The 25,540-nt window shown below is 71.0% G+C and carries 27 protein-coding genes, 1 tRNA gene and 1 rRNA gene; 19 read left to right on the forward strand and 10 right to left on the reverse strand.

The genetic code is table 11. The features are described from left to right. Positions 1 to 2: 2 nt before the first annotated feature. The 8 genes from rrf to xerD all read left to right on the forward strand — a co-directional run bounded on the left by rrf (position 3) and on the right by xerD (position 7,133). A 5S ribosomal RNA gene (gene rrf / locus AC0NZN_RS17210) occupies positions 3 to 119 on the forward strand. 142 nt (positions 120 to 261) lie between these two features. After that, positions 262 to 414 (forward strand): hypothetical protein, encoded by a 153-nt coding sequence (locus AC0NZN_RS17215; RefSeq protein WP_474593547.1) that lies wholly within the window; start codon positions 262 to 264, stop codon positions 412 to 414. Further along, on the forward strand, positions 411 to 1,208 hold the full coding sequence (locus tag AC0NZN_RS17220; protein WP_474593548.1) for a TlyA family RNA methyltransferase: 798 nt from the start codon (positions 411 to 413) through the stop codon (positions 1,206 to 1,208). The genes AC0NZN_RS17215 and AC0NZN_RS17220 overlap by 4 nt, the downstream gene beginning before the upstream one ends. After that, on the forward strand, positions 1,208 to 2,170 hold the full coding sequence (locus AC0NZN_RS17225) for an NAD kinase (RefSeq protein WP_474593549.1): 963 nt from the start codon (positions 1,208 to 1,210) through the stop codon (positions 2,168 to 2,170). The genes AC0NZN_RS17220 and AC0NZN_RS17225 overlap by 1 nt, the downstream gene beginning before the upstream one ends. Continuing rightward, positions 2,167 to 3,861, forward strand: coding sequence for a DNA repair protein RecN (recN, locus tag AC0NZN_RS17230; protein ID WP_474593550.1), 1,695 nt, complete (start codon positions 2,167 to 2,169; stop codon positions 3,859 to 3,861). Before AC0NZN_RS17225 ends, recN begins: the two co-directional genes overlap by 4 nt. Positions 3,862 to 3,878: 17 nt before the next feature. Next, entirely contained in the window at positions 3,879 to 5,567 is a 1,689-nt protein-coding gene (locus AC0NZN_RS17235; protein ID WP_474593551.1) for a CTP synthase, read from the forward strand. A 7-nt stretch (positions 5,568 to 5,574) separates the two neighbouring features. After that, a complete protein-coding gene (locus AC0NZN_RS17240) occupies positions 5,575 to 6,186 on the forward strand; it encodes an NUDIX domain-containing protein (protein WP_474593552.1) in 612 nt (203 codons plus the stop codon). A 23-nt stretch (positions 6,187 to 6,209) separates the two neighbouring features. Beyond that, entirely contained in the window at positions 6,210 to 7,133 is a 924-nt protein-coding gene (gene xerD / locus AC0NZN_RS17245; protein ID WP_474593553.1) for a site-specific tyrosine recombinase XerD, read from the forward strand. 43 nt (positions 7,134 to 7,176) lie between these two features. Here xerD and AC0NZN_RS17250 read toward each other — a convergent pair whose 3' ends face one another. Next, on the reverse strand, positions 7,177 to 8,532 hold the full coding sequence (locus AC0NZN_RS17250) for an NAD(P)/FAD-dependent oxidoreductase (RefSeq protein ID WP_474593554.1): 1,356 nt from the start codon (positions 8,530 to 8,532) through the stop codon (positions 7,177 to 7,179). A 1-nt stretch (position 8,533) separates the two neighbouring features. Then, complete coding sequence (locus tag AC0NZN_RS17255) at positions 8,534 to 9,610, reverse strand: semialdehyde dehydrogenase (RefSeq protein ID WP_474593555.1); 1,077 nt, start codon at positions 9,608 to 9,610, stop codon at positions 8,534 to 8,536. A 223-nt stretch (positions 9,611 to 9,833) separates the two neighbouring features. On the opposite strand from AC0NZN_RS17255, the gene AC0NZN_RS17260 reads away from it, so the two are divergent. The 8 genes from AC0NZN_RS17260 to AC0NZN_RS17295 all read left to right on the forward strand — a co-directional run bounded on the left by AC0NZN_RS17260 (position 9,834) and on the right by AC0NZN_RS17295 (position 17,277). Further along, entirely contained in the window at positions 9,834 to 10,712 is an 879-nt protein-coding gene (locus AC0NZN_RS17260; protein ID WP_474593556.1) for a ParA family protein, read from the forward strand. Continuing rightward, positions 10,696 to 11,529: a segregation and condensation protein A gene (locus AC0NZN_RS17265; RefSeq protein ID WP_474593557.1), complete on the forward strand. Its 834-nt coding sequence runs from the start codon at positions 10,696 to 10,698 to the stop codon at positions 11,527 to 11,529. The genes AC0NZN_RS17260 and AC0NZN_RS17265 overlap by 17 nt, the downstream gene beginning before the upstream one ends. Further along, positions 11,519 to 12,118 carry an SMC-Scp complex subunit ScpB gene (gene scpB / locus AC0NZN_RS17270; protein WP_474593558.1) on the forward strand — a complete coding sequence of 200 codons (600 nt, stop codon included), beginning with the start codon at positions 11,519 to 11,521 and terminating at the stop codon, positions 12,116 to 12,118. The genes AC0NZN_RS17265 and scpB overlap by 11 nt, the downstream gene beginning before the upstream one ends. Next, positions 12,115 to 12,921: a pseudouridine synthase gene (locus AC0NZN_RS17275; RefSeq protein WP_474593559.1), complete on the forward strand. Its 807-nt coding sequence runs from the start codon at positions 12,115 to 12,117 to the stop codon at positions 12,919 to 12,921. Before scpB ends, AC0NZN_RS17275 begins: the two co-directional genes overlap by 4 nt. Next, positions 12,918 to 14,045: a prephenate dehydrogenase gene (locus AC0NZN_RS17280; protein ID WP_474593560.1), complete on the forward strand. Its 1,128-nt coding sequence runs from the start codon at positions 12,918 to 12,920 to the stop codon at positions 14,043 to 14,045. Before AC0NZN_RS17275 ends, AC0NZN_RS17280 begins: the two co-directional genes overlap by 4 nt. Continuing rightward, entirely contained in the window at positions 14,038 to 14,778 is a 741-nt protein-coding gene (cmk, locus tag AC0NZN_RS17285; protein ID WP_474593561.1) for a (d)CMP kinase, read from the forward strand. The genes AC0NZN_RS17280 and cmk overlap by 8 nt, the downstream gene beginning before the upstream one ends. Then, entirely contained in the window at positions 14,775 to 16,301 is a 1,527-nt protein-coding gene (gene der, locus AC0NZN_RS17290) for a ribosome biogenesis GTPase Der (protein WP_474593562.1), read from the forward strand. Before cmk ends, der begins: the two co-directional genes overlap by 4 nt. A 73-nt stretch (positions 16,302 to 16,374) precedes the next feature. Beyond that, the gene (locus AC0NZN_RS17295) at positions 16,375 to 17,277 is read left to right on the forward strand and encodes an NUDIX domain-containing protein (RefSeq protein WP_474593563.1); all 903 of its coding nucleotides are present in this window, start codon (positions 16,375 to 16,377) and stop codon (positions 17,275 to 17,277) included. A 6-nt stretch (positions 17,278 to 17,283) separates the two neighbouring features. Here AC0NZN_RS17295 and AC0NZN_RS17300 read toward each other — a convergent pair whose 3' ends face one another. Together AC0NZN_RS17300 and AC0NZN_RS17305 are read right to left on the reverse strand one after the other, a co-directional pair. Next, positions 17,284 to 17,868, reverse strand: coding sequence for a DnaJ family domain-containing protein (locus AC0NZN_RS17300; protein ID WP_474593564.1), 585 nt, complete (start codon positions 17,866 to 17,868; stop codon positions 17,284 to 17,286). An 87-nt stretch (positions 17,869 to 17,955) separates the two neighbouring features. Then, entirely contained in the window at positions 17,956 to 19,473 is a 1,518-nt protein-coding gene (locus tag AC0NZN_RS17305) for an MATE family efflux transporter (RefSeq protein WP_474593565.1), read from the reverse strand. Between the two features lie 154 nt (positions 19,474 to 19,627). On the opposite strand from AC0NZN_RS17305, the gene AC0NZN_RS17310 reads away from it, so the two are divergent. Continuing rightward, positions 19,628 to 20,083, forward strand: a complete 456-nt coding sequence (locus tag AC0NZN_RS17310; protein WP_474593566.1) for a hypothetical protein — start codon at positions 19,628 to 19,630, stop codon at positions 20,081 to 20,083. 74 nt (positions 20,084 to 20,157) lie between these two features. Here AC0NZN_RS17310 and AC0NZN_RS17315 read toward each other — a convergent pair whose 3' ends face one another. Genes AC0NZN_RS17315 through AC0NZN_RS17325 form a run of 3 tightly spaced genes read right to left on the reverse strand, consistent with a single transcriptional unit; the run spans position 20,158 to position 21,829 of the window. Further along, on the reverse strand, positions 20,158 to 20,514 hold the full coding sequence (locus tag AC0NZN_RS17315; RefSeq protein ID WP_474593567.1) for an RNA-binding S4 domain-containing protein: 357 nt from the start codon (positions 20,512 to 20,514) through the stop codon (positions 20,158 to 20,160). After that, positions 20,511 to 21,212, reverse strand: coding sequence for a lysoplasmalogenase (locus tag AC0NZN_RS17320; RefSeq protein WP_474593568.1), 702 nt, complete (start codon positions 21,210 to 21,212; stop codon positions 20,511 to 20,513). Before AC0NZN_RS17320 ends, AC0NZN_RS17315 begins: the two co-directional genes overlap by 4 nt. A 29-nt stretch (positions 21,213 to 21,241) precedes the next feature. Further along, on the reverse strand, positions 21,242 to 21,829 hold the full coding sequence (locus AC0NZN_RS17325; RefSeq protein ID WP_474593569.1) for a GNAT family N-acetyltransferase: 588 nt from the start codon (positions 21,827 to 21,829) through the stop codon (positions 21,242 to 21,244). A gap of 105 nt (positions 21,830 to 21,934) precedes the next feature. Between AC0NZN_RS17325 and AC0NZN_RS17330 the strand changes: the two genes are divergently transcribed. Beyond that, positions 21,935 to 22,008 (forward strand) — tRNA-Pro (locus AC0NZN_RS17330). Between the two features lie 67 nt (positions 22,009 to 22,075). Here the strand turns inward: AC0NZN_RS17330 and AC0NZN_RS17335 are convergent. Then, entirely contained in the window at positions 22,076 to 23,320 is a 1,245-nt protein-coding gene (locus AC0NZN_RS17335; RefSeq protein WP_474593570.1) for an MFS transporter, read from the reverse strand. A gap of 71 nt (positions 23,321 to 23,391) precedes the next feature. On the opposite strand from AC0NZN_RS17335, the gene AC0NZN_RS17340 reads away from it, so the two are divergent. Beyond that, on the forward strand, positions 23,392 to 23,901 hold the full coding sequence (locus AC0NZN_RS17340; protein WP_474593571.1) for a winged helix-turn-helix transcriptional regulator: 510 nt from the start codon (positions 23,392 to 23,394) through the stop codon (positions 23,899 to 23,901). 43 nt (positions 23,902 to 23,944) lie between these two features. On the opposite strand, the gene AC0NZN_RS17345 is transcribed toward AC0NZN_RS17340, so the two are convergent. Together AC0NZN_RS17345 and AC0NZN_RS17350 are read right to left on the reverse strand one after the other, a co-directional pair. Then, positions 23,945 to 24,949: an EamA family transporter gene (locus AC0NZN_RS17345; protein ID WP_474593572.1), complete on the reverse strand. Its 1,005-nt coding sequence runs from the start codon at positions 24,947 to 24,949 to the stop codon at positions 23,945 to 23,947. Positions 24,950 to 25,050: 101 nt separating this feature from the next. Further along, entirely contained in the window at positions 25,051 to 25,539 is a 489-nt protein-coding gene (locus tag AC0NZN_RS17350; protein ID WP_474593573.1) for an adenosine-specific kinase, read from the reverse strand. Position 25,540 lies beyond the last annotated feature (1 nt).

The raw sequence follows: 25,540 nt of genomic DNA on the forward strand, positions 1-25,540 counted from the left end.
GTTTCGGCGGCCATAGCGAGAGGGAAACGCCCGGTCACATTCCGAACCCGGAAGCTAAGCCTCTCAGCGCCGATGGTACTGCAGGGGGGACCCTGTGGGAGAGTAGGACACCGCCGGACTTCTTCACGGAAGAGGCCACCCAATGCTGGGTGGCCTCTTCGTCGTTAACGCACTTCCTCCACAGGTGGTCCTCTTGTAGGCCGCCGTGTACGTCTTTCCGGCCTGCGGCCCCGTAGTGAGGCCGCTCGGTACGATGGGGGAATGGCGGACGAGCACGACGACCTCGAGCTGATCAGCCGGCTGCGCGTCATCGAATCGCAGCCGCTCAGCGAACGCGCCGCGGCGTATGCGGGACTCCATGATGAACTCGCGCGCGCACTCGAATCCGGACCTGCTGACGTGCAGTCCGCATGACAGAACGCCTCGACTCCGCTCTCGCGGCCCGTGGTCTTGCGCGCTCGCGCACCCACGCCGCGACGATGATCGCGGGCGGCCTCGTCTCGGTGGACGGGCGTCCGGTGGTCAAGGCATCCCATCGCGTCGAGGACGACGCCGTGCTCGAAGTCGCGGCATCCGATCACTATGTGAGCCGGGCCGCGCACAAGCTGATCGCTGCACTCGACGCCTTCCGCATTCCCGTTCGAGGTCGGGTGGCGCTGGACATGGGCGCATCCACCGGCGGGTTCTCTCAGGTGCTCCGAGAACGGGGCGCGGATCCAGTCATCGCCGTGGATGTCGGACACGGGCAGCTGGCTGCATCCATCGCCCTCGATTCCGGGGTCGTGAGCATCGAGGGCTTCAACGTCCGCGAGATGACGCGCGGATCCCTGGCGGCGGCGAGCGGCATCGCGTCCCCGCCCGATCTCGTCACCGGTGATCTGTCGTTCATCTCCTTGAAGCACGTCCTTCCCGCCGCGCGGGAGACGGCGAGAGATGACGCCGATTTCGTCCTGCTGGTCAAGCCGCAGTTCGAGGCCGGGCGCACTGCCGTCAAAGGCGGGCTCGTCACCAATGCCGCCGTGCGGTCGGATGCCGTCATGGGCGTGCTGTGGGCGGCGTGGGACGTGGGCCTCGGGACGCGAGGTGTGATCGCGTCCCCGATCGCCGGCACGCACGGCAATGCCGAGTTCGTGGTGCACTTCCGGGCGGGCGACGGCGGCAATCCGACAGAATGGTCAGACATCGTGAACACACTGGCAGGGGCGTGATGGGGTCCGAGATCAGGAACATCCTGGTCGTCGCGCACGCGCTGCGCGACGACACACGTGAGGCGGCGGAGCGTGTCATCGATGCGCTCCAGTCGGCCGGTGCCCGAGCGGTCGTTGCCGCGGACGATCGTGATGTGCTGGTCGAGGAGCGTCCCGAGCTGGCACGTCTGGCCACGCTGGGCGTCGACGTCGACGTCGCGGACATCGAGCTCGCCATCGTCCTGGGCGGCGACGGCACCATCCTTCGCGCTGCCGAGCTCGTCCGGGGCGGGACGGCACCCGTCCTCGGGGTCAACATGGGCCATGTCGGCTTCCTCGCGGAGATCGAGCGGGACGACTTGGATGACGCGGTGCGCCGCGTCATCGCCCGCGACTACCGCGTCGAGGAACGCCTCGCCCTCAGCGTGCGGGTCAAGGATGCGGCGGGCACGATCCTGTATGAGACGTGGGCGCTGAACGAGGCGACCGTCGAGAAGGCGAGCCGAGAGCGGATGCTCGAGGTCGTCATGGAGATCGACGGCCTTCCGCTGTCGAGCTTCGGATGCGACGGGGTCGTCGTGTCCACGCCGACCGGGTCGACCGCGTACAACTTCTCCGCCGGAGGCCCGATCATCTGGCCGACCGTGGAGGCGATCGCGATCGTCCCCCTCTCGGCGCACGCGCTGTTCGCCGAGCCGCTCGTCGTCGGCCCGGAGGCGGCCGTGGCGATCGAGGTGCTCGAGCGCACGAACGGCACCGGCATCCTGTGGTGCGACGGTCGCCGGTCCCACGAGCTTCCGCCGGGGGCCCGCGTGGTGGTGCGACGCTCGCCATCCCCGGTGCGCCTGGCACGTCTGCATCCCGTCGCCTTCACCGACCGGCTGGTGCGCAAGTTCCGGCTGCCGGTCGACGGCTGGCGCGGGCCGGCTGCGGGCACGCTGTCGAGCCTGCACCGCGAGCGAACAGCAGGAGAACTGTCGTGATCGAGGAGATGCGCCTGCGCGATCTCGGCGTGATCGCAGAGGCCACCCTGCCGATCGGGCCGGGCTTCACCGCGATCACCGGCGAGACGGGTGCGGGCAAGACCATGGTCGTCACCGGACTGGGCCTCCTGCTCGGACAGCGCGCGGATTCCGGGGCGATCCGCTCGGGAGCGCCTCAGGCGTCGGTCGATGGCGTATGGATCGTGCCTGATGCCGGCGCGGTCGTCGAGCGGGTGCGGGAGGCCGGCGGCGACGTCGAGCCGATCGGCGACGGGCGCGCCGAGCTCTACGTCGGCCGCACGATCTCCAGCGAGGGGCGAAGCCGCGCCACGGTGGGCGGACGGTCGGCGCCCGCAGGCGTCCTCGGAGAACTCGCCGATGAGCTGGTCGTCGTGCACGGACAGTCCGATCAGCTGCGGCTGCGCTCCGCGGCCGCGCAGCGCGACGCGCTCGACCGGTTCGGCGGCGACGCGGTCGCCGCCGCCCTGGACGCCTATCGGGGGGACTTCGAGACGTTCCGGGCTGTGGACCGCGAGCTCTCGACGCTCATCGAGGACCGCGACGCGCGAGCGCGCGAAGCCGCTGACCTGCGCGAGGCCCTGGCCGAGATCGAACAGATCGATCCGCAGCCGGGGGAGGATGCGGGGCTCGCGATCCGCGCTGAGCGTCTCGCGAACGCCGAGGAGCTCCGGCTCGCGGCGGCCACAGCGCACGAGGCCCTCTCCGGGGATGAAGCCGACGCCCCCGATGTGTCGGCGCTCCTCCAGGAGGCGCGCCGCGCGCTGGATCGCGCCGACGATCCGGCGCTCCGTGACCTCTCCGATCAGATCGCGGATCTCGCCTACCGCGCCGCTGACGTCGCAGCGACCCTGTCGCGCTACCTCGCGGACCTCGACGAGTCCGGTCCTCATGAGCTCGCAGCCGTGGAGGAGCGGCGCGCAGCGCTGGGCTCCCTGGTCCGAGCCCACGGATCCCTCGATGCCGCGATCTCGCTGCTCGAGTCGGGCAGTGCGCGGCTCGTGGAGCTCGACGACGACGGAGACCGCATCGAGCGGCTGACGGCGCAGCGGGATGCCGCGGCATCCCGACTCGACGACACCGCTGCACGGTTGACGGCGGCGCGGACAGACGCAGCGGTGCGGCTCGGGGCCGCCGTGACCACCGAGCTGACGGAGCTCGCGATGCCGGATGCGCGGGTGAGCGTCACCGTCGAACCGGGTGCGCCGTCAGCGGCGGGACGGGACGACGTCGCGATCCTCCTGTCGCCGCACCCGGGGGCCGATCCTCGACCCGTCTCGCGCGGCGCGTCCGGCGGGGAGCTCAGCCGAGTCATGCTCGCAATCGAGGTGGTCATCGCGGCCGTGGACCCCGTTCCGACCTTCGTCTTCGACGAGGTGGACGCCGGCATCGGCGGTGCAGCCGCGATCGAAGTGGGTCGGCGCCTGGCACGGCTCGCCGAGTCCTCGCAGGTGATCGCCGTCACGCACCTCGCCCAGGTCGCGGCGTTCGCCGGCAACCACCTGTCGGTCGTGAAGGCGAACGACGGATCCGTGACCGCCTCGAGCGTGCGCCGGCTGGACGGCGCCGACCGCGAAGCGGAGATGGCGCGGCTCCTGTCGGGCCTGGCCGACTCACCGACCGCCCTGCAACATGCCCGGGAGCTCATACAGCTTGCGGGGAAAACTGACTGATAGGATGAAAGCCCGTGATGGAAACTTCTGACGCGGCGATTTCGAACGGCACCACCAAGCACATCTTCGTGACAGGCGGTGTCGTTTCCTCTTTGGGGAAGGGCCTGACGGCGGCGAGCCTCGGCAACCTCCTGACCGCTCGCGGGCTGCGCGTCGTGATGCAGAAGCTCGACCCGTACCTCAACGTCGACCCGGGGACGATGAACCCGTTCCAGCATGGCGAGGTCTTCGTGACCGACGACGGAGCGGAGACCGACCTCGACATCGGGCACTACGAGCGCTTCCTCGACATCGAGCTGAGCCAGGCCGCGAACGTGACGACCGGCCAGATCTACTCGCAGGTCATCGCTCGAGAGCGCCGCGGCGAGTACCTCGGCGACACGGTCCAGGTCATCCCGCACATCACCGACGAAATCAAGCGCCGCATGCGCCTGCAGGCCGACGAGACCCCGAAGCCGGATGTCATCATCACAGAGATCGGCGGCACCGTCGGCGACATCGAATCGCAGCCGTTCATCGAGTCGGCGCGCCAGATCCGTCACGAGCTCGGCCGCGCCAACGTGTTCTTCGTGCACGTGTCGCTCGTGCCGTTCATGGGGGCGTCGGGCGAGCAGAAGACGAAGCCGACGCAGCATTCCGTCGCCGCCCTGCGGTCCATCGGCATCCAGCCGGATGCGCTCGTGCTGCGCAGCGACCGGCCCGTCACCGACGCGAACAAGCGCAAGATCGCGCTCATGTGCGACGTCGACGAGCGCGCGGTCGTCAACGCGGTCGACGTTCCGAGCATCTACGACATCCCGTCGATGCTCAACGAGCAAGGGCTCGACGATTACATCGTCCGCACGCTCGGCATCGACAAGGCTGCCGACGTCGACTGGACGCGCTGGGACCGTGTGCTGCAGGCCGTCCACAACCCGCGCCATGAGGTCACCATCGGGCTGGTCGGCAAGTACATCGACCTGCCGGACGCGTACCTCAGCGTCACCGAGGCCGTGAAGGCCGGCGGCTTCGCACACGAGACGCACGTGAACATCCGCTGGATCCCGTCGGACGAATGCGAGACGCCCGAGGGCGCCGCGCGGGCGCTGGGAGATCTCGACGGCATCGTCATCCCAGGCGGGTTCGGCATCCGCGGCATCGAGGGGAAACTGGGCGCGCTGAAGTTCGCTCGCGAGCAGGGCATCCCGACGCTCGGTCTGTGCCTCGGCCTCCAGTGCATGGTGATCGAGTACGCGCGGGACATCGCGCGTCTCGAGGGCGCCTCCTCGAGCGAGTTCGACCCCGACACGCGATTCCCGGTGATCGCGACCATGGCGGAGCAGGTCGAGATCCTCGACCGCGGCGACATGGGCGGCACGATGCGGCTCGGCCTGTACCCTGCGGAGCTTCGTGAGGGCTCGCTCGCCGCGGAACTGTACGGTTCGTCGCTCGTCCAGGAGCGTCACCGCCACCGCTACGAAGTCAACAACGCGTACCGCGACCGGCTGTCGGAGTCCGGGCTGGTCTTCTCCGGTCTCTCGCCGGACCGCAACCTGGTCGAGTACGTCGAACTGCCGCGCGACGTCCACCCGTTCTACATCGCCACGCAGGCGCACCCCGAGTTGCGCTCGCGTCCGACGACGCCGCATCCGCTCTTCCGCGGCCTCGTCGGCGCCGCGATCGAGCGGCACCAGGCCAGCGAGCTGTTCGACGTCGAGAACGGCTGAGCCGCGCGTGGATGCCGGGCAGATCGACGACGTCTCCGTCCTGCGCGACGAGCCGGTCGAGGTCGAGGTGACCTCCAGCGACCTCGTGTACGAGGGGCGGGTGTGGGACGTCCGCAGCGACACCCTCCAGTACGGCGGCGACGTGATCGTCCGCCAGTATGTCGACCACCCGGGCGCGGCGGCAGTCATCGCGCTCGACGACGAGGAACGGGTGCTGCTCATCCAGCAGTACCGGCATCCTCTTCGCATGCGCGACTGGGAGATCCCCGCCGGCCTGCTCGATGTGCACGGCGAGGATCCCGTCGACGCGGCGCGGCGCGAACTCGCCGAGGAGGCCGACCTCGACACCGCGTCGATCGAGCACCTCGTCAGCGTCTTCACGACCCCCGGCGGCAACGACGAGATCGTCCACCTCTTCCTCGCGCGGGGCCTTTCGCCGCGCCCGGGAAGGCACGAGCGGGAGGCCGAGGAGGCCGACATCCGCATCGCGTGGGTATCGCTGGAGGAGGCGGTGGACGCTGTCATGGCGGGGCGGATGCGCAACGGCATCCTCACCATCGGACTGCTCGCCACCGCCGAACGCCTGCGCCGCGGCGGTGCGTCGGCCGCTCAGCGCTGACCGAGGCTGACAGACTCGAAGGCGTGGAGCCCGCACGAGCCGTCGACGCGTACCTGCGTCACGTCGCGATCGAGCGAGGGCTGTCAGACCACACGGTCGCCGCGTACCGGCGCGATCTCGCGGGCTACACGGCGTGGCTCGCCGCGCGCGGGATCGCCGACACGGACGACGTGACCCCGGCGCTGGTCGCCGAGTTCGCGGCGGCACGGGCCTCGGCGCGGCCGATGCCGGCGGCATCCAGTCTCGCCCGACTGCAGTCGTCGGTGCGCGGGCTGCATCGCTACCTCGCCCGGGAGGGGATCGCCGCATCCGACCCCAGCGGACGCCTCGTGCCGCCGAAGCTGCCTCGACGGCTGCCCAAGGCGCTCACGATCGACCAGGTGGAGCGGCTGCTGGACGCATCCGGCCCCGCGCCTGGCTCCGAGGCGCCGGGGGAGCCGGCGCAGCTGCGCGATCGCGCCCTGCTCGAGCTCTTGTACGCCACGGGAGCCCGTGTCTCGGAAGCGGTGCGGCTGGATGTGGACGATCTCGCGCACGGCGATGTGCTGCGGCTGTTCGGCAAGGGCTCGAAGGAGCGCATGGTGCCGGTCGGCTCCTACGCGCGAGCGGCGGTGGACGCATACCTCACCCGAGCCCGGCCCGAGTACGCCCGTCGCGGCCCGGCCACGCCGCGACTGTTCCTCGGCGCTCGTGGCGCGCCGCTGTCGCGCCAGAGCGCGTGGCTCGTCATCCAGCACGCCGCCGAGCGCGCGCAGCTGACCGCACACGTCTCGCCGCACACGCTGCGGCACTCGTTCGCCACGCATCTGCTCCAGGGCGGCGCCGACGTGCGCGTCGTCCAGGAGCTGCTCGGCCATGCTTCCGTCGTGACGACGCAGATCTATACGCACGTGAGCGTGGATGCGCTGCGCGACGTCTACGCGACCTCCCATCCACGCGCCCGTTAGGCGCCGGCGTCGTCTCGCGAGCCCGCACTCGAAGGGCGAACCCTCATCCGATTTCCGCGAATCGGGTGCGGGATCGGGAATGGGATGCGGGCTCGCGGAGCGGGGCCGGGCGATCCGACGCGGTGGATCCGGTGAAGCTCGGGCCGATCACGTGGGTCCGGGGGCGGCCCGCCGCAGTCGGCGCCGGGCGCCGCGGGCGGAGCCACTCGGCCGCCGCGGCGACGGCGACGCGCCGCGACGGCATGAACCAGTGGAAGAACACCCAGCGGGCAAGCCACGCCGGCCATCCGGTGAGCGGGACGCCGTAGAGCTCCGCGACGCCGTGGCCGACACCGAGGCTGGCGCCCTGACCGAGCCCGGGGAAACGGAACGGCCGCGGTCGGCGGCCGTCGATGGCGCGCACGATGTTGTCGCCGATGCGGATGCCGTGGTGGATGGCCCACAGCGCGTTGGCGGGGCACGCCTCGCCCGTGAACGCGTGGGGCACGGCGGCGCCGTCGCCTCCGGCCCACACTCCCGGCGCGACCGAGAGGAACGGATCGGTGACGAGACGCCCGGATGCGTCGCGCGCAAGGTCCTCGAGTCCTGGCACGGCCACCGGCGTCTGGCCGATGGCCGAGACGATCGTCGCCGCGGGGATGAATCCGGCATCGCCGAGGTCTGCACCGTCGGATGTCGCAGCGACGAGGCGTGCGTTCGGAAGGAGCTCCACGCCGGATGCCTGCGCGAGCGCCGTGGCGTGGTCGGCCAGCCGTGCGAAGCGCGGCCGCAGAGAGGGAAGAGCCTGGGCGCCGGAGTGCGCGAGCACCACGCGCGGCGCATCGCCGCGCGGAGCCTCCCGGCGCAGGCGCTGCGCGATCGCCGTGGCCACTTCGACGCCGGTGAATCCGCCCCCTGCGACGACGACCGTGAGCAGGCGACGGCGGGTCGCGGCATCCACCGGCTCGATTCCCGGAAGCGGCTCGGCCTGCCGGACCACCTCGCCGAGGTGCCGTCCGAGCGCTTCCACGCCCGCTGCGTCCTTCAGCGACCAGGCATGGTCCGCGAGCCCGGGCACCATCGCGCTCGCGTCGCGGCTGCCGGCGCCGATCACGATGTGGTCGCACACCAGCTCGCGGGTGCCGTCGGCGGTCGCGACCTCGACGATCCGGCCTTGCGGGTCGATGTGGCGCACCTGCCCCGAGACGAGTTCGACGCCGGGCAGGAGGTCTGCCAGGGGCACGCGTGCACGGTCCGCGCGCACGTGGCCGGTGATGATCTCGGCCGTCCATCCATGGAACGAGTGGTGCGGGCGATCGGAGACGAGGGTGACGACGGTGCCGCGCCGCGCGGTGCGGGCGATCCGCCGCGCCGCCCACACTCCGGTGTAGCCGCCGCCGACGACGACGATGCGCGCCATGTCAGGCCTCCACCCGAACGGACGCCGGCCATGCGGTCCGGCGGCCGAACGAGAGCGGGTCCGCGAGCGAGAAGCCGAGGTGGGCGAAGCGGCGCGCGGCATCCCGCATCCGGATCGCGTGCTCGACGCTCGCCTGTCCGGTCGACGAGGTCGCCTGCCCGTCGAAGGTCATGAGCATCGTCTCGCACAGGCACGCGTAGGCGAGACCGCGCGGGAGGCCGATGTCTCCGCGGATGTCGATGCCGGGGATGGATGCGACGCCCCCGTCGATGACGAGCACGTCAGGGCGCTCCTCCTTCAGACGCGGGTCGGTGTTGCGCGGCTGCGTGTCGTCGAGGACGAGCGCGCCGTGCTTCAGATGCGGCGATCCGAGCAGGGCATCGGTGGCGGAGGTGAGGACGAGGACGACGTCCGCGTCGCGGACGGCATCCATCGACGTCGAGATCCTCACCGTCATGCCCGAGCCGCGCACCTCGGCGGCGAGAGCCTCCAGGCGCGGCCGGCCACGCGCGACGAGGGTGAGATCGCTGCCGAGCGGCTCGTCGGCGAGGAGCCGGACGACGCACGAGCCGACGCTGCCGGTGGCCCCGACGATCGCGATGTGCGAGCCGGATGCGGCGGCCACGAGTCGGCGCAGACCCTCCACCGTCAGGTGGGCCGTGAAGGCGTTGCCGGTCGTGACGGTGAGCCCCGGTCGCTCGCGCAGCATCCGTCCCGCTCCCGTCGCGGGGGCCGTCAGCGCCCCGAGTCCGACGATGCTCGCGCCGAGCGCCTGCGCCTTGTCGATCGCGCTCTCGACGCGGCCGAGCACCCAGCGCCGATCCTCCGTCAGGAGCTGACGGGGCGTCGCCGGGACGACGATGATCCACCCGTCGGGCTCGTCCGTCGTCGTGTCGCGACGGTGCACGCCGGCCAGGGTCAGCGGCGGGACCGGCAAACGGCGGAGGCCGCGCTCCCACGTGCGCGCAGGGATGCGCCCGAGCGGACGCCACACACGCGCCATATCGGCCGCGACGTCGCTGCGCGGGTGGACGAGGAACGCGAACTTCCCGGATGCGGTCGGCTGCTGGTCGATCATGCGAAGGGTCCTTCCATCGGCTCTTGCAGGGGGAGAGGGATCGGCGCGGACACTGATACCCGCCGCCCCTTGCGGAACTCACCTTCGCGCTCCGGAGACCGTGCCGCCCCTCCGGCGAGGCCGGGCTTCTCGGGGCTCATCGCCACCCGGCCGCGTGGGCTCGCAGCCGGGCCGACGGGGCTGGCTAGAATCGAGCGAGCATACGCGAAGGCAGGAGTACCCCGTGGCGGCAGGCGCGACGAAGGCGAAGACCGAAGACGAAGGACCGATCGGTCCGACCGGTCGCCCCTATCACGGGTTCTCGGTTCCGCCGCACCTGGACTCCCACGGTCCCGCGCGCATCATCGCGCTGTGCAACCAGAAGGGCGGCGTCGGCAAGACGACGACCACCATCAACCTCGCCGCATCCTTCGCCGACTACGGGCGCAAGGTGCTCGCGGTCGACTTCGACCCGCAGGGCGCGCTGTCGGCGGGACTGGGCATCCAGACGCATGAGATCCCGACGATCTACGACCTGCTTCTGGACGGCAAGCGCCAGACGCGCGATGTCATCGTGGAGTCCCGGGTCGAGAACCTCGATGTGCTGCCCGCCAACATCGACCTGTCGGCCGCGGAGGTCCACCTCGTCAGCGAGGTCGCGCGCGAGACCACCCTGGCGCGGGTTCTTCGCCCGGTGGCCGCGGATTACGACGTCATCCTCATCGACTGCCAGCCGTCGCTCGGCCTGCTGACCGTCAACGCCCTCACCGCGAGTCACGGCGTCATCATCCCGCTCGAGTGCGAGTTCTTCGCCCTGCGTGGTGTGGCGCTCCTCATCGAGACGATCGACAAGGTGCGCGACCGGCTCAACCCCTCGATCCGTCTGGACGGCGTGCTCGCGACCATGTACGACCCGCGCACCCTGCATTCGCGCGAGGTGCTGGAACGCGTGGTCGACGCCTTCGGCGACGATGTGCTCGAGACGGTGATCGGCCGCACCGTGAAGTTCCCCGATGCCTCTGTCGCCGGCGAGCCCATCACCGAGTTCGCGCCTGGGCACGCCGCCGCGCAGGCGTATCTGCGACTGGCACGGGAGCTGGTCGCGCGTGGTGCCGTCGCCTGAGGCTGACCACGACGAGGCCGGATCCCGGACCGAGACCGAGGGATTCCGGGTCTCGCTGAGCGTCTTCGACGGTCCGTTCGACCTGCTGCTGACGCTCATCTCGAAGCACGAGCTCGACATCACCGAGGTCTCGCTGTCGAAGGTGACCGATGAGTTCATCGCCTACCTCCGCGACCTCGACGGCGGGGACGAGCTCGATCAGGCATCCGAGTTCCTCGTCGTCGCCGCGACGCTCCTCGACATGAAGGTCGCGGGCCTCCTGCCTCAGGGCGAGCTCGTCGACGCGGAGTCCGTCGCGCTCCTCGAGGCGAGGGATCTGCTGTTCGCGCGCCTGCTGCAGTACCGCGCGTTCAAGGAGGTGTCCGCCTGGTTCGCGACGAGGCTGCAGGCGGAGGACCGCCGGCACGCCCGCACGGTGCGGCTGGATGCGAAGTACCGCAACACCGTGCCCGAGCTCGTGTGGACGCTGAGCGCCGACGACTTCGCCGCGCTCGCCGTGCTCGCGATGACGCCGAAGGAGATCCCGCACGTCGGGCTCGACCACCTGCATGCGCCTCTTGTGAGCATCCGCGAGCAGGCGGCGGTCGTCGTGTCGATGCTGCGCACCGCCGGCAGCCTGTCGTTCCGGCAGATCGTCGCGGGCGTGACGCAGCCGGGCGTCTTCGTCGCGCGCTTCCTGTCGGTGCTCGAGCTGTACCGGCACAACGCCATCGGATTCGAGCAGCTGGAGCCGCTCGGCGACATCACCCTGCGCTGGACCGCCGAGCGGTGGTCGGAAGAGAACCTGGCCACCTTGGGAGCCGACTATGACAGATGACGTGATGGACACCGCAGCCGAGATCGAGACGGCACCGCTGACCGAGCGGCTCGAGGCGATCCTCATGATCGCCGACGAGCCGTTGAGCCTAGTGATGCTCGCGACGGCGACGGCTGCGCCCGTGCCCGCCGTCCGGCAGGCGATCGAGACCCTCGTCGCCGACTACGACGGTGCGGGAGGCGGGCCGCGCCGCGGTTTCGAGCTGCGCGAGGTCGGCGGTGGATGGCGGCTGTACGCGCGAGCCGAGTACGACGGCCTCGTCACCGACTTCGTCAACACGCAGGCGCCGTCGCGGCTCTCTCAGGCGGCGCTCGAGACGCTCGCGGTGATCGCGTACAAGCAACCCGTGTCGCGGGGGCAGGTGGCATCCATCCGCGCCGTCAACGTGGACTCGGTCGTGCGCACCCTCCTCGCTCGCGGGCTGGTGACGGAGGTCGGGACGGATGCCGAGACGGGTGCCATCCTGTACGGCACGACGGATGCGCTCCTCGTGAACCTCGGGATCAACGCGCTCGACGAGCTGCCGCACATCTCGCCGCTTCTCGACGGACCCGACGACACCGACGTGTTCGAGGCGGCCGCCCGATGACCTCGCCGGGGCCGGAGACCGAGGGCGTCCGGCTGCAGAAGGTGCTCGCCAACGCGGGCGTCGCGTCGCGACGCGTGGCCGAGCAGCTCATCGTCGAGGGCCGCGTGCGTGTGAACGGCGTCGTCGTCACCGAGCTGGGCTCGCGCATCGACCCCGAGACGGCGATCGTGGACGTCGACGGCACCGCGATCCAGCTCGACCAGTCCAAGCGGTACGTCATGCTCAACAAGCCGACCGGTGTCGTCAGCTCCATGAAGGACGAGAGAGGTCGTCCCGACCTCCGCGCGTTCACGAAGGACTGGCCGGAGCGCCTCTACAACGTGGGGCGGCTGGATGCCGAGACCTCCGGTCTCCTCGTCCTCACGAACGACGGCGAGCTCGCGCATGTGCTCGCGCATCCCTCGTTCGGCGTGACGAAGGTGTACATCGCGAAGGTCGACGGGCGGGTGACGCCGCAGACGATCGCGCGCCTCACGCGCGGCGTCGACCTCGAGGACGGCCCCATCGCGGCGGACAAGGCGCGGCTGCTGGATGCCTCCGCACGCGGTGGCTCCGGCGGCACGAGTCTCATCGAGCTCACGCTGCACTCGGGCCGCAACCGCATCGTCCGGCGCATGATGGCGGCGGTCGGACACCCGGTGATCGAGCTCGTCCGGCGGCAGTTCGGGCCGCTCCACCTGGGAACCCTCCCGGTGGGCAGGGCACGGGAGTTGACTACAGTTGAACGGGGCGCATTGCTGACGCTGTCGCGCCAGGCGACGGGCGCGGGGCCCGAATCGAGCCACGCAGCAGGAGATACATGACCGAGCCAACGACGACGGCGCGTTCCGGACGCGTCGCCGCGCGTACGCGGGGCACCGTGCGCATCGTCGGTGCAGGCCTGCTCGGCTCCAGTGTCGGCCATGCGCTGACCGGTCTCGGTGTCGACGTGGCGCTCGACGACACGTCCCCCGCGCAGCTGCGGCTCGCCGTCGACTACGGCGCCGGGCGCGCCGCTCGGCCCGACGACCGGCCGTCGCTCATCGTCGTGGCCGTTCCTCCGGACGTCACGGCCGACGTCATCGAGCGTGAGCTCGCGACGCATCCCGACGCCGTCGTGACGGACGTCGCGAGCGTCAAGCTGGAGCCGCTGCGCGCGCTGCAGGAGCGCGGCGTCGACCTCACCCACTACATCGGCTCGCACCCGCTCGCCGGCCGCGAGCGCGGCGGTGCGATCTCGGCACGAGCCGACATCTTCATCGGCCGCCCGTGGGTCGTGTGCCGCGACGGTGACACCTCGGCCGAGGACCTCGCGATCGTCGAGGGGCTCGCGCTCGACCTCGGTGCGACGCCGATCGAGATGGCCCCCGACGAGCACGACCGTGCGGTCGCACTGACCTCGCACGTGCCGCAGCTGGTGGCGAGTCTGCTCGCCGGGCGGTTCCCCGAAGCCCCCGACGGTGCGCTGCGCCTGGCTGGTCAGGGCGTGCGCGACACCACGCGGATCGCGGCATCGGCCCCCGAGCTGTGGGTGCAGATCCTCGGCGCCAATGCGGCGCCCGTCGTCGACGTGCTCGACGCGCTCGCCGCCGACCTCGCCCGCGTGTCCGACGCGCTGCGCGCGCCCGACGCCCCGGGTGCTCGACGCGCCGTCGCCGAGACGATCAGGCTCGGCAACGAGGGCGTCGAGCTGCTGCCGGGAAAGCACGGTCAGAACCGCCGGTTCGAACAGATCGTCGTCATGGTGGACGACACCCCGGGGCAACTCGGACGGCTGTTCGGCGAGCTGGGCGAGCTGGAGGTCAACGTCGAGGACCTGCGCCTCGAGCATTCGCCGGGCGCCCAGTTCGGCCTCGCCGAGATCAGCATCGAGCCGACGGCCGTGCGCCGCGCGGTCGACGGGCTCGAGGCGCGCGGATGGAAGATTGCGAGCACCACGAATGACTGACCCGATCTCCGGCCAGGAGACCGCGCACGCGCATGTGACCACGAAGCCCGTCGTCGTCGCGATCGACGGCCCGGCCGGCAGCGGCAAGTCGAGCATCTCCAAGGAGGTCGCTCGGCGCCTCGGCTACGGCTATCTCGACACGGGCGCCGCCTACCGGGCGCTCGCCTGGCACGCGCTGGAGCACGGCGTGGACACGTCGGACGCGTCATCCGTCCTCGACGTCGTGGGCGACTTCGCCTTCGGCATCGCGCTGGATCCCGACGCGTACTCGGTGTGGGTGGGCGAGACCGACGTCACGCGCGCGATCCGCGAGCCGCGCGTATCCGACGCCGTGTCCGGCGTCGCGCGCGTGCCCGCGGTGCGGCAGTCGGTGAACGCGATGTTCCGCTCGCTCGTCGCCGGCTCCGGCTACGGCGGCGTCGTCATCGAGGGCCGTGACATCACCACCGTCGTCGCGCCTGATGCCCCCGTGCGCATCCTGCTCACCGCGGCGCCCGAGGTGCGCGCCGCGCGCCGCGCCGGCGAGGTCGTGTCGCAGGATGCGGCATCCGTCGCGGCGGCGCTGCACCGGCGGGATGCCGCGGACTCGACGGTCGTCGACTTCATGTCCGCCGCACCCGGTGTCGTCGTGGTCGACTCGACCGAACTGGATTTCGATGGCACGGTCGACGCCGTGCTCACTGTTGTGCGCGAGGGGCTCGACGCCGCCCGCGCGGGAAGGCCGGACGCATGAGCATCGAGCACGACGAGTACGAGGGCGGCGAGGATCACCTCGCCGAGTCCCTCGCGAACCTCGACGAGGGGCTCGCCGACCAGCGGGCCGAGACACTGCGGGCGTCGCTCGCCGATTACGACCTGGACGACGAGGATGCCGCGCTCCTCGCGGGCGTGGCGCTCGGCGAGGACGGCATCGAGTTCCTCCCGGCGCTGCCGGTCGTCGCCATCGTGGGGCGCCCGAACGTCGGGAAGTCCGCGCTGGTGAACCGGATCCTCGGCCGCCGCGAGGCAGTCGTGGAGGACACCCCCGGTGTGACGCGCGACCGCGTGACGTACAAGGCGGAGTGGATGGACCGCCGCTTCACCATCGTCGACACCGGCGGCTGGGAGCCCGACGCGAAGGGCATCGACCGCTCGGTCGCCGCACAGGCCGAGGTCGCGATCGACCTGTCGGATGTCGTGCTGTTCGTCGTCGATGCGATGGTCGGCGCGACGTCGACCGACGAGCACGTCGTGCGTCTGCTGCGCAAGGCCGGCAAGCCCGTCTTCCTCGTCGCGAACAAGATCGACGACGCCCGGCAGGAGCCCGAGGCCGCGGCCCTGTGGAACCTGGGCCTCGGCGAGCCGCATCCGGTGTCCGCGATCCACGGACGCGGCGTCGCCGACCTCCTCGACGAGGTCGTCAAGGTCCTCCCCGAGGTGTCCGCGGTCGCGAAGAACGAGATCGGCGGCCCCCGCCGCGTCGCGATCCTCGGCCGCCCGAACGTCGGCAAGTCGTCGCTGCTCAACAAGGCTGCCGGCGAAGAGAGGGTCGTCGTCAACGACCTGGCCGGGACGACACGTGACCCGGTCGACGAGGTAGTGGAGCTCGGCGGGAAGCTGTGGCGGCTCGTCGACACGGCCGGCATCCGTCGTCGCGTTCATCTGCAGCAGGGCGCGGACTTCTACGCGTCGCTTCGCACGTCGGCCGCCCTCGAGAAGGCCGAGGTCGCCGTCGTCGTGCTCGACGTGTCGGAGCCGATCAGCGAGCAGGACGTCCGCATCATCGACATGGTGCTGGAGTCCGGGCGCGCCCTCGTGCTCGCGTACAACAAGTGGGATGTGCTGAACACGCCCGAGTTCGAGAACATCGACCGCCGGCGGTACCTGGAGCGCGAGATCGAGCAGGACCTCGCGCACGTGGCGTGGGCGCCCCGCGTCAACATCTCGGCGCGCACCGGTCGGCATCTCGACAAGCTCGTTCCGGCGCTCGAGACCGCGCTCGAGTCGTGGGACCAGCGCATCCCGACGGGCAAGTTCAACGCGTTCCTCTCCGAGCTCGTCGCCGAGCACCCGCACCCGGTGCGCGGCGGGAAGCAGCCGCGCATCCTGTTCGGCACCCAGGCGTCCACGCGTCCGCCGACCTTCGTGCTGTTCACGACCGGATTCCTGGATGCCGGTTACCGCCGGTTCATCCAGCGTCGTCTTCGCGAGCTCTACGGCTTCGAGGGCACGCCGATCGTGCTGAACATGCGCGTGCGGGAGAAGCGCCAGCGCTGAGCAGGTCATCGGGGGTCGGGCCTCGTGTGTCGACCGGCGGCCGCTCGCGCACGGGGTGTGACAGGCTGACAGCGTGACGATCGAGCCCCCCGCCTTCGGCGAACACCGGCGCCCGCTGGGGCCTCGCGATCCCGGCGATGCGTGGGTGGTCGCGCCGACGGGGGAGCGGTACTGGGGTGCCTTCGGCGCCGCGGGCCTGCTCGCGTACGACCGCGATCGGGGTGTGCTCTTGCAGCATCGGGTGACGTGGAGCCACTACGGCGACACTTGGGCGCTTCCCGGCGGTGCGCGTCACGAGGGCGAGTCGGCGTGCGACGGGGCGCTGCGCGAGGCGCAGGAGGAGGCGGGCGTCCCGGACGGCGCCGTCCGTCCGCGCCTCATGAGCGTGCTCGATCTCGGCTACTGGTCGTACTCGACGCTCGTCGGCGACGTCGTGGAGCCCTTCGAGCCGGTCATCAGCGACCCCGAGAGCCACGAGCTCGCGTGGGTGCCCGTGGACGGCGTGGAGCGCAGGCCGCTGCATCCCGGATTCGCGGATGCGTGGCCGCGCCTGCGCGACCTGCTGCCGGTGCGCCCCGCGGTCATCGTGGACGCCGCGAACGTCGTCGGTTCGGTGCCGGACGGGTGGTGGCGCGATCGCGCCGGTGCTGCCGGACGGCTCATCGACCGCATCGGCGGGCTCGTCGATGCCGGCGTGCCGGCTCATGCCCTGGGGCTCCCGGAGACCACGTGGTTCCCGCACGTCACCGTGGTGGTCGAGGGTCAGGCGAATGCGACGGAGGCATCGGCCCCGGACGTCGACATCGTGCGCGCCCCGGGCTCAGGCGACGACACGATCGCCGCAGAGGCGGCGAGGCTCGTCGCATCCGGCCGCTCCGTCACCGTCGTCACGAGCGATCGCGGTCTCGCCGAGCGGGCGACGGATGCGGGAGCCCACGTCCGCGGCAGCCGCTGGCTGCTCGAGCTGCTCGAATAGCGAGCCTCACCCGCGGCGACGCCACCATACCCGGCGGCTGCGCTCCTGCGAGGCCGCACGGTCGGCCTTCCGAGGGGACGGGATCGCGGACGCCCGCTCCGCGCGGCGCGTCCGCCATGCGTCCACTTCGGCCTCGACGTCCCGTGTCGGCGTGACCACAGGCGGACCGCCGAGCAGCTGCCGGCGGGCCTCGATGACCCGGCGGTTGAAGTCCTCGAGCGTCTCCCGCACGTCGGCCTCGCGCGACAGACCGTCGAGGAGGTCGTCGAGCTCGGCGTTCTCGACGCGCAGCGTCAGCGCCGCCGGTCCGAGTCCGCGCAGCTGCTCGCGCTCGATCTTGCGACGGATCCACCAGTCCGGGTCATGGACTTCACCGAGTCCCGGGATGGGCTTGCCCGCACCGGGGAGATCGTCGAACTCGCCGCGACGGATCGCCTGCTGGATGGCCGTCTCCACGATGGCGGCGCGTTCCAGCTCGGTCATTGCACGCCCGGGTGTGGACGAGGCCGCCGCCGCGGGCTGCTCACCGTGCGCTCGCGCTGCCCGTTCTGCTCTGCGCCGCGCTGCGGCGACTCGGGGGTCTTCGCTCATGGATCCTCCGCGGCCGCGTCCATGGACTAGGGCCGACCGCGGCGGGCCCGCACGCCGGCTGCCGCTTCCATTCTCGCCGCCCTGGTCTCAGCGCGGGCCGACGCGATCCTGTCGCGGCCGGACACGGAATCGGCCGCGTTCGCGCGCGGCTCCGTGCGCGGTCCCCGTCGGGAGGGCGATCGGTCGCGTCACGACCGCATCCACCGCCATCGAACCGTCCGTCGGGCCGATGACCGCGATCGGCGTCGTCAGGGTCGCGAACGGCGGTGCGACGCGCATGGCGGCAAGGCGACGGCTGGCATGCAGGTAGGCCGGGACCAGTACGATCACCGCGCCGAGCCACGCGAGCGGGTTGCTCATGGCGACGCCGATGAAGCCGAACAGCGCGCCGAGCACGAGCGCGGCGCCGACCCTCATCGCGAGCTCGATGACGCCGGTGACGGTCGGGATGAGCGCATGACCGAGACCCTGGAGCGCGCCGCGGACGACGAACAGGATGCCGAGGATCCAGTAGGTCGCCCCGTTGGTCGTCAGCATCTGCGCCGCGAGCCCGACGACCTCGCCGGAGCCGTCGCCGACGAACAGGCGCACCAGCACGGCGCCGAGCGAGATGAACAGGATGCCGAGCACGACCGAGGCCGCGAGCGACATCCAGGTCGCCTCGGCGACGCCCCGGCGGATGCGGTCAGGCCGCCCGCCGCCGAGGTTCTGCGCGACGAACATCGACACCGCGAGCCCGAGCGACTGGAGCAGGGCGACGGCGAGGCCGTCGACGCGCGACGCGGCGGTGTAAGCGGCGACCGCCTCCGCACCGAGCCGGTTGAGCGCCACCTGCACGGTGAGGGTGCCGATGGCGATGATGGATGCCTGGAATCCCATCGGCAGGCCGAGCCGCAGGTGCCGGCCGAACTCCGGCCGGCTCACGCGCCAGTCCGCTCGCTGTGCGTGGAGGGCCGGCATCCGTCGACGCACGAACTCCAGGCACAGCAGCACGGAGATGGCCTGCGACACGACCGTGGCGAGCGCCGCGCCCCCGACTCCCATGCCCAGCGGGCCGACCATGAGGATGACGAGACCGACGTTGAGCGCGCACGCCAGGGTCAGGAAGACGAGTGGCGTGCGCGAATCGCCGATGGCCCGGATGATCGCCGACAGGTAGTTGAAGAACATCAGGGCGCCGGCACCGAGAAAGCTCACCTGGGCGAACACGACGGCGTCCGCCATGAGCTCGGGCGGAGTCTGCAGCAGCGTCAGCAGCGGCGCCGCGAGCAGGGGAGCACCGACGGTCAGCAGCACGGTGCAGGCACCGGTCAGCAGGGTCCCCGCGGCGACCGATCGCCGGACGGCGACGAGGTCGCCCGCACCGAACGCCTGGGCGGTGGGGATGGCGAAGCCCGACGTGAGGCCCCACGCGAAGCCCAGGAGGAGGAAGAGCATGCTGCCGGTCGCGCCGACGGCAGCGAGGGCGTCGACGCCGAGATGGCGGCCGACGACGATCGCGTCGACGAACTGGTAGAGCTGCTGCACGACGTTGCCGATGAGCAGCGGTACGGCGAATACGAGGATGACGCGCCAGGGGCGTCCCGTCGTCAGGGCAGTGGACATGAGGGCACTCGAAGGAGAGGGGCGCCGGGTCTCTGTCGGGCCGGCTGCGGAAGGTGACGAACCACTGTATCGAATCGATTCGAGCATGTCCTGTGTGTGACGCGCCTTTCTCGCCTGATCGCGATGGGTCGCGACGGTCGGCCAGGATGAGGACGTGCCAGTCCGCAGCTTCAGCCTCTCGGCGACCGTGGATGCGTCGCCGGAGCGCGTCATCGATTTCCTCATGCAGCTGGACGCGCACCGCGGGATGCATGCATACCTGCAGTCGGCGGACGTCGTGGCGACCGGCGTCGACGGCGACGGCCATCCGTGGTGGGATTGGCGGATCGAGGAGCGGCCGGCTCTCGGTCCGCTGCGATACACGATCCGGTTCCCGGCCCGGATGACGCGCCTCGACGCGGGGGCGATGCGGGGCCGCGTGCGCGCCGCACCCGGATGCTGGCTGTTGACCGCGACCTCCGCCCGGCTCGGCGACCGGGGCACCGAGGTGCATGAGACGACCACCGTCACCGCGCCGTGGCCCGTGGTCGGCTACATGACGAGGCACGCGCGGATCGCGCACGCGCGCACGTTCGCCCACCTGCCTGCCGAGCTGCGCGGTTCGGTCTGAGCGTTCGGTCCGAGCGACGACTTCCGCACAGCCGGTCGCGCCGCTGCGCCTCGCTCGTCGACAGGATCAGATGCTCAGCGGCCGAGGAACCTGTCGATCTCGCGCCGCTCCCGCTTCGTCGGGCGGCCGGCGCCGCGATCGCGCTGTGCGACCACCGGGACCGGATCGCGCGGGGGAGTGCGATCCTCCATCGCGGCGGCGACGAGCGCTGCGCCGACCCGCTTGGAGATCGGCTCGCGCACGACGAGCATCCGGTCGAACCCGTCGATCCTCACACGCACCTCATCGCCGGGCCTGACGGTCTGAGCGGCCTTCGCCCGCTCGCCCCCGACCCGGACGTGCCCCGCTCGGCATGCGCTCGTGGCGGCCGACCGGGTCTTGTAGATGCGGACGGCCCACAGCCACGCGTCCACTCGGGCGGTGGCGCTCATGGCGTCGCGACGACCGGGGTCGCCGGTGCGATTGCCCGGGTGCGCAGCGCGGCGATCGTGCCTGCCGCAATGAGCCCCTGGCCGGCGCAGTAGGTGATCATGACGAGCGGGCTCGTCCACTGCGGCATCGCCTCGGGGGTGAAGAGCCGGAAGGCGAGGACCGTGTCGGAGCACAGGAACAGTGCGCCGCCGACGGCCACGATCGGATGGCAGCGGGCCGCGCTGGCGGCGGTGCCGCCGAGCACGAGCCCGTAGGCGGCGACGGCGAACGACAGGGGACCCAGCCGCGGCCACAGCATCGCCAGCATCCCGACCCACCACACGACGTAGACGAGCGTCCACCAGGGCAGGCGGCGGACCGCCAGGTGGCGGGTGAAGAGCCAGATGTACGCGAGGTGCGCGACGCCGAAGGCGGCGAGCATGACGGGCAGCTCAGGCAGGAACGGGAGGAAGACGGCCGCTTCGTCGCCGATCCACGAGAAGGCGATGCCGACCCCGAGGATGCGCAGGGCGATCTGCTGGGCCTTCGGAACGTCCTTCGCGAGGATGACGACGGCGCATGCCAGCAACGGCATGAGGAGGAGCTTGGTGACCGCGGCGATCTCGGTCGCGTCCACGCTCAGCGCCCCGATGTGGATGAGCGAGACGATGACGTAGGGGGCGAAGGCCCACCAGCGAACGCGCGGCGACGTTGACACGGATCCATCGTAGGCGGGCGGCATCCTGCTCAACCGCCTGCGGCGACCGCCTTCTCGACGATCGCGAGATGCGGCTTCGGGCGTGCGACCTCGGTGAACCCGGCGGCGAGGAAGGTCGACAGGATGCCCGTGAAGAGCTCGTTCGCGCGCTTGTCCGCCGCCGTGGGATCGATCGGATAGGCCTCCACGACCCGCGCTCCCTGCTCGCGGGCGTAGGCGACCGCCGCGTCGAGGAGCTCGGCCGTGAGCCCGCTGCGCCGGTGCTCGCGCCGGACGACGAAGCAGGAGACCGCCCACACCGACGGGTCGTCGAACGGATGAGGCGAATCCGCGAAGGCCCTCGTCCGGGCGAGGCGCACCTGCGCCGTGCGCGGCCCGACGCGGACCCACCCCGCGGCTTCGCCGTCGACGTAGGCGACGAGCGCGGGCGGTGGCCCGGCCTCGACCTCGGCCCGCAGCATCCCCTCGCGCTCCTCCATCGAGGTCTCCTGCCACTGCGCGTTCGTGATCATCCACCATTGGCACTGGCAGGATCGCCCGTCGCCGCCCCCCGACAGGGCGTGCTCCGCGTCGGCGAATCGGTCGGCGGTGACGGGTTCGATCGTGATCGTCGGCATGCGCCCGACATTACGAGGGGTCTCGGACACCCTCAAGAGCGGAGGCCGGTTCGCGGGCGCTCCAGGGAGCGGCTAAGATGGGGGAGTTGCCCGCACGCGGGTCAACGGGATGTGGCGCAGCTTGGTAGCGCACTTGACTGGGGGTCAAGGGGTCGCAGGTTCAAATCCTGTCATCCCGACGGACAGGTCCCGGAACGAAGGTTCCGGGACCTTCGTCGTGTGTGCCCTGAGCACAGTCGCGTGCGCTCAGCGCTTCGTGCTCCGCGCGACGCCGAGCCCGACTCCGAGCAGCGCGACGACGACGATCGCGATGGCGAAGCCCACCGCCATCGCACCGATGCCGATGGCCGTCGCGACGAATCCGGCGACGATCGCGGAGCCCCCGAACGTCAGGTAGGCGAGGACGAAGATCGCGCTGAACAGGCCCGCCCGCTGGTGAGGCTCGACCTCGGGGACGAGCCCCCGGATGCTTCCGGTGAAGGCGGCGCCCACGCCGAGCCCCGCGATGACGGCGGAGGCCCACACGAGGGCGAGCGCGCCCGTGGCGAGCCCTCCGAGCAGCAGCGCGATGCCGACCGCGACGCCGAGGTTGCCGGCGAGTCGGAGGCGACGAGCGGGGATGCCGCCCGTGACGCCGGCCGAGATCGTCGCCGCGGTGAACATCACGAAGTTCGCCGCGCCGCCCACGATCGGCGTGGACACGTGGAACAAAGAGACCAGGATGATCGGCAGGAGGCCGAGGAAGAGCGCGGTCCCGAGGAATGCCGCGACGATCGTCGGCGCCGTCGCGGTGAACAGGCCCCGGACCTGCGGAGGCACGCTCACATGCGGCACGAGCGAGCCCCGCGCGCCCGGCCGCGACGTCGACGTCTCGGGCGTCAGTATCGCGAGCAGTGTTCCGGCGGCCATGACGACGACCAGGGCCGCCCAGACCACTGTCGCCGCCGCGCTCGGGATCGCGACGGCGATCAGCCCGGCCAGCAGAGCGCCGACCGCGAGTCCGGCGGTCGTCGCGAGGCTCGACATGACCGCGCCGAGTCGCTTGCGCGACTCAGGTGCGAGTTCCACGATCGCGGCGCCGAGCGTGCTCGACGCGACGCCCGTCGCGAGTCCCTGCAGAACCCGCCCGACGATCAGCCACGCGATCGAGGGCGAGAACAGGAACACGATCATCGACACGAGCTCGAGGGCGAGGGCTGCGATGAGCACCGGCCGACGGCCGACGTAGTCCGAAAGGGAGCCGAACACGAGGAGCGCCGCGATCAGCGCGAACGCATAGACGCCGAACGCCACGGTCCGAAGCGTCGGGGCGAAGCCCCACGCATGCTCGTACAGCGGGAGGAGCGGTGTCGGCGCGCCGGCGGCGACGAAGAAGGCGAGAAGCGCCGCCGACATGGCGACGAAGCCCACCGTCCGCGACACCCGCAGCCCTCTCCGCGGCGCGATCCGGGGGATGGATGCAGCGACGGATGCGGTATGTGCTTCGGCCATGGGTCATAGTATGCACTTCAATCAATGAAGTTACAAGCATCAATGATTGAACCATCTGTTACGCTGTCCTCATGCCTCTCGGAACGGACTACGCGGGCCAGGACTGCGCGATCGCTCGTGCGCTCGAGGTCGTCGGGGAACGCTGGACCCTCCTGATCGTCCGCGACCTCATGTATGGCGTCCGTCGCTACTCGGAGCTGCAGAAGCACATCGGACTTCCGCCCGCGACCCTCACCGACCGTCTGAACCACCTCGTGGAGCACGGTGTGGTGGAGCGGATCCCCGGCCAGGGCGCGCGCGACGAGTATGTCCTGACGTCCAAGGGCGAGACGCTCTGGCCGGTCATCTCGGGCCTCGCCCAGTGGGGAAACGAGAACTACGTCCCACCCGAGCGGCGCATGGTCTACATGCACCGCGAGGACGGCGCATCCCTCGACGCGCACGGCGCGTGCACGCAGTGCCACGCGATACCCGCCGCATCCGATGTGGTCATCCGCAAGCCTCAGCGCGAGGGGATGATGGATCCTTTCGCCCTCGCTCTGAAGGAGCCGCACCGCCTCCTCGATCCGCTGCGCACCTAGTCCGCGTAAATGCGGCGGGGGCAGCGAGTATCGGGTCGGCGCCTCATTGTGGACGAGGAGACCCTCGGGGCGGCACCCGCGCGGTGAGCGGCTCCGCCTCCGCGGACGTGCGCGCCCGCTCACCGGCGACCTCGCCGAGCTTGACCGTGACGACACCGGCGACGATGAGCGCGGCGCCCAGCCACTGCCACGCGCTGGGCACGATGCCGAGCAGCACGATCGTCCAGAAGATCCCGAACAGCGCCTCCGAGTAACCGGTGAAGCTGGAGACGATCGCGCCGAGCCGGCGGGCGGCGGAGACGCCCAGGAGGTAGGACAGCACGGTCGAGATCAGCACCATTCCTGCCACGACGACGACGGGAGCCACGGGCACGTCGGCGATGACGGCGGCCGCCCCCGTCACGGTGAAGGGGAGCGCGCCGACGGCGCTCACGATCACGAGGGTGACCGCGCCGACCGACAGGCCGAGCCCCACGAACGGCAGGGGAGGGATGCCGTGATCGCTCGAGGCGCCGGTCGCATAGTAGGCGGCGTTGCCGATGGCCGCGATGAGGGCGAACAGGATGCCCAGGGGGTTGAGCGCCTGCCCGGACGCGACGCCGGAGATCGCGACGAGCCCCACCACGGCCACGGCGGCGCCGAGCAGCGTGAGCTTCGAGGGGGCGACGCGGCTGCGGATCCAGGTCCACAGGACGAGGAGCACGGGACCCATGAACTCGATGAGCAGGGCGAGGCTCGGCGGGATGAACTGGACCGCCATGAAGAACGCGAGCTGGCAGCCGGCCACCGCGAGAACGCCGAACAGCAGGATCGGTCCCGAGGCCCGCCACACGCGGCTCCACATGCCGCGCAGGGCGATGACGGTCGGGATGGCGAGGACGATCGCGGCGAGCGTGATGCGTGCGGTCGCCGCCGCACCCGGCGACCATCCGGCGGACATGAGGGCGCTCGCGAACGTGCCCGACAGAGCGAAGCTCGCCGCGGAGCCGATCGCGAGGGCGAATCCGGCGGCGGGGAAGCCGCTCTTCGCCTGCGCGCTCGTGGACATCGCCAACCTCATCCCGTGCGCGGGCCCGGTTCCCGGCGCATCCGGCAATGGTACCGGCGGGGTCGGACAGCGAAGGGGCCTGGGGCGGCGGACAGTCGGGGTCAGAGCTTGTAGCCGATGGCGCGCAGGAGGTCCTTCCGCTCCTGCACGTCCTTCTCGCTCTCGATGCCGACGGGTGGCTGACCGTCGATGACTCCGGCGACGCCGCGGCCCGAGTCGGTCACGGCGACGAGCATCTGGAGGGGATTCGCCGTCGCGCAGTAGACGGTGCAGACCTCGGGCACGTTCTTGACCTGGTTGAGGACGCTGACGGGGAACCCTTCCCGCAGCATCACCACGAAGACGTGACCCGCGGCGATCGCCACGGCTGCGGCGACGGCGAGGTCGATGAGATCCTCGTCGTTCCCCGTGCGCCGGACGAGCCGCGCCCCGGAGGCCTCGCAGAACGCGACACCGAACCGCAGTGGCCCCCCGACGCCGACCAGCACCTCGTGCAGGTCTTCGACGGTCTTGATGAAATGCGATTGCCCGACGATGACGTTCACGTCATCCGGCTTGTCGATCGGGACGACCTCGATCTCGACGCTCACG

This window comes from Microbacterium sp. sgz311019 (assembly GCF_056135325.1).

Coding starts and splice junctions, on each gene's coding strand:
- AC0NZN_RS17345 (WP_474593572.1), bottom strand. CDS start 24,949: ATGTCCACGAGCGCGCAGGCGAAGAGCGGCTTCCCCGCCGCCGGATTC.
- cmk (WP_474593561.1), top strand. CDS start 14,038: ATGACTGACCCGATCTCCGGCCAGGAGACCGCGCACGCGCATGTGACC.
- AC0NZN_RS17325 (WP_474593569.1), bottom strand. CDS start 21,829: ATGCCGACGATCACGATCGAACCCGTCACCGCCGACCGATTCGCCGAC.
- AC0NZN_RS17215 (WP_474593547.1), top strand. CDS start 262: ATGGCGGACGAGCACGACGACCTCGAGCTGATCAGCCGGCTGCGCGTC.
- AC0NZN_RS17225 (WP_474593549.1), top strand. CDS start 1,208: ATGGGGTCCGAGATCAGGAACATCCTGGTCGTCGCGCACGCGCTGCGC.
- AC0NZN_RS17275 (WP_474593559.1), top strand. CDS start 12,115: ATGACCTCGCCGGGGCCGGAGACCGAGGGCGTCCGGCTGCAGAAGGTG.
- AC0NZN_RS17280 (WP_474593560.1), top strand. CDS start 12,918: ATGACCGAGCCAACGACGACGGCGCGTTCCGGACGCGTCGCCGCGCGT.
- AC0NZN_RS17300 (WP_474593564.1), bottom strand. CDS start 17,868: ATGAGCGAAGACCCCCGAGTCGCCGCAGCGCGGCGCAGAGCAGAACGG.
- AC0NZN_RS17255 (WP_474593555.1), bottom strand. CDS start 9,610: ATGATCGACCAGCAGCCGACCGCATCCGGGAAGTTCGCGTTCCTCGTC.
- AC0NZN_RS17235 (WP_474593551.1), top strand. CDS start 3,879: ATGGAAACTTCTGACGCGGCGATTTCGAACGGCACCACCAAGCACATC.
- AC0NZN_RS17335 (WP_474593570.1), bottom strand. CDS start 23,320: ATGGCCGAAGCACATACCGCATCCGTCGCTGCATCCATCCCCCGGATC.
- AC0NZN_RS17220 (WP_474593548.1), top strand. CDS start 411: ATGACAGAACGCCTCGACTCCGCTCTCGCGGCCCGTGGTCTTGCGCGC.
- AC0NZN_RS17250 (WP_474593554.1), bottom strand. CDS start 8,532: ATGGCGCGCATCGTCGTCGTCGGCGGCGGCTACACCGGAGTGTGGGCG.
- AC0NZN_RS17340 (WP_474593571.1), top strand. CDS start 23,392: ATGCCTCTCGGAACGGACTACGCGGGCCAGGACTGCGCGATCGCTCGT.
- AC0NZN_RS17315 (WP_474593567.1), bottom strand. CDS start 20,514: ATGAGCGCCACCGCCCGAGTGGACGCGTGGCTGTGGGCCGTCCGCATC.
- AC0NZN_RS17305 (WP_474593565.1), bottom strand. CDS start 19,473: ATGTCCACTGCCCTGACGACGGGACGCCCCTGGCGCGTCATCCTCGTA.
- scpB (WP_474593558.1), top strand. CDS start 11,519: ATGACAGATGACGTGATGGACACCGCAGCCGAGATCGAGACGGCACCG.
- der (WP_474593562.1), top strand. CDS start 14,775: ATGAGCATCGAGCACGACGAGTACGAGGGCGGCGAGGATCACCTCGCC.